The sequence below is a fragment of the Acidovorax sp. genome, from assembly GCF_046291265.1.
GTDB lineage: Bacteria > Pseudomonadota > Gammaproteobacteria > Burkholderiales > Burkholderiaceae_C > Acidovorax.
Window position 1 is genome coordinate 1 of record NZ_JBKBTV010000210.1, and the last position, 500, is coordinate 500.

At 65.2% G+C, this 500-nt stretch carries 1 protein-coding gene; it reads left to right on the forward strand.

Features of this window, described 5'->3' with window-relative positions; genetic code table 11:
* On the forward strand, positions 1 to 248 hold a 248-nt coding region (locus ACK41V_RS23935; protein ID WP_409786231.1), incomplete at its 5' end, for a hypothetical protein.
* Between the last annotated feature and the right edge of the window lie 252 nt (positions 249 to 500).

A 500-nucleotide genomic window follows, 5' to 3' on the forward strand; every position in this document is an offset into this window, starting at 1 on the left:
TTGCGCCGCGCAGCCGTGCAGGCATTGCGCTCGCTCGGCAAGGCGGTGTGAGCCAACGCAGCCGCACGCGCTGTTTCCCGTGCACGCGCGCCTTCGTATCACCCCCTCGTCGCCGGCCGCACCGCCCGTCCGCCCGCTCGCCCGCCATCATGGTGCTCTCCGCCGTCTTTGTCATGGACCACAAAGGCAAGACCATTATCTGCCGCAACTATCGTGGTGACATCCCCCAAGCCGCGGCAGACCGGTGAGCGTGACTTGCGGGTTTTATGCGGCGCCACGGTGCCATGTTTGGCCGCACGGAGCCCTTGCTGACGGCGATGGCGCTGCCGCGGCTAGATTTGCGCTCAAGGTGCAGGAGAGCGAAGAGGTGGAGCTGGCGCCCATCTTCACGGAGGAGGGCGTGACATACGTTTATGTCAAGGTACTCATCGCTGTCGCGGTGGGCACGTTTCCCTCTGACGGACAGGCTGACGCATGCACGCAGCATGGCGCACTGTTCC